The organism is Nonomuraea longispora (genome assembly GCF_004348345.1).
GTDB lineage: Bacteria > Actinomycetota > Actinomycetes > Streptosporangiales > Streptosporangiaceae > Nonomuraea > Nonomuraea longispora.
In genome coordinates, this window is sequence record NZ_SMJZ01000422.1 from 1 (window position 1) to 1,573 (window position 1,573).

1 protein-coding gene is annotated in these 1,573 nt (G+C 60.8%); it reads left to right on the plus strand.

Going from position 1 to position 1,573, the window contains the following annotated elements:
* Window positions 1-161 precede the first annotated feature (161 nt).
* Complete coding sequence (locus E1267_RS43695) at window positions 162-722, plus strand: hypothetical protein (RefSeq protein WP_132342184.1); 561 nt, start codon at window positions 162-164, stop codon at window positions 720-722.
* Window positions 723-1,573 lie beyond the last annotated feature (851 nt).

Genomic DNA, 1,573 nt, shown 5'->3' on the forward strand with positions numbered 1-1,573 from the left:
CCAACTTACGAGGTGTCCTTTGCAGCGGGCCGATGGAAGCGTGAAGAACTCCCATCCTCCCAGCTCAAGGGACACCTCACTTCATTTCGCCAATCTCGCCCCAAGCTTCAAGCTGTGGATCCAGGCTGAGGGACTCTCCTGTCAGAGAAAGGTCGATCGACGTGTTGGATGAGGCCGTCGCCCGTTACTCAAACATTCTGGATTATCTCGGCGAGGACATGGCATACACGGTCACGCTGCCCAACTCAGGCGAACTCACCATCGAAGAGGCTGTGCGTCGCATGGGGTTCGACCCCATAGAGATAGAGGGTCCTGGAACCGTACCGCACAGCGGCCACAGCATCCGCCTCTACCAGGTTGGCGTCGGCGTCGTCACACTGGACGGGGTCTACCCCATGCCGGAACGCAAACAGGTAACCGATCAACTGGGCGGCGACGGTTTCCGGCACTGGTACGTGGCATTCGACATCAACGGCAACGCAAGCATGTACGCCGACTATGGGGGAGGGCAAGGCAAGCTCGAGTATCCCGAGCCGATCAATCTTCCCTTCACCCCTTGGACAGAACTCCTCGGTCCCTTGCGTCCTTACGCTGAGTTTCTCGCACGCGCCTATGACAGCGAAGAAGCAGAGGCGACAGTGAACTTCGTCGCAGCATGCCTTGCTGTGACCGAACTGGAGAGCGGCATACGGCTGGAACCAGAGTTGCTGCATACCCCATAGTCGGCTCTGCCCCTCCCATCTCCCAACTTCGACTAGGCCCGTCTCCCGGACCAAAGGGCATAAGTTCGCTTCGATCGAGTTTTACGATGGCCGCGATGTCAGCGTAGGGATGGCCGCTGCCGCAAGGTCAGGCGCTGCATCGCTATATGAAGGACCGACTCCTCTGGGAGGACAACGTCACGCTGAAAGACCTTACGTGCGCCACTCCGGCCGTGCAAGCCACCCAGACCGCGGCCAAGACGCATTGTGACGAGTTGCCTTTCAATGCCACGCTGGAAGGGAACTCGTCCCTCAAAATGGGATTACTCCGTTGTCCACGTGAACGAGACGGAGAACAGAGCGGCCGGTGGCCTCATGTCGCACTTCATGGTGTACTGCAGGATCCTGGACAATGACCCGTTCTGGGTCCGAATCAAGTCGGGCAGCCCGCCCGCGCAATAAACGCTGACAACGTCCTGTCCGCCTACGGCCCGGGTGGTGGGCGAACAGGACGATCTGCAGGCTGGGAAGGAAGCGTATGCGGCCAGGGATTTCAGGCGGCGGGCGATTCGCCGAGAACTACCGGCTCTTCGTAGGGGAGGGTCTGGCCGAGTCCTGCTGTCTCACCTGGGTCGGACTCGACGATCCGGACGAGGTCGCGCGGCGCTTCGGCGGGGCCTTGGACGACGTCCGTGAGTGCACCATTGCCGAGGCGAGAGGCGAGTTGCCGTCATACCCTAGTACTCCAGCCGCACTTCGAGGTTCGGGCTGGTCGAAGTCCCGAACGTGAGACGGCCATCGCCGAGACCATGGGGTTGTGACGCTCCAAGGTGATCGGACGATGGCCGTGTGGTCCACGGTAGCCCAGGCCG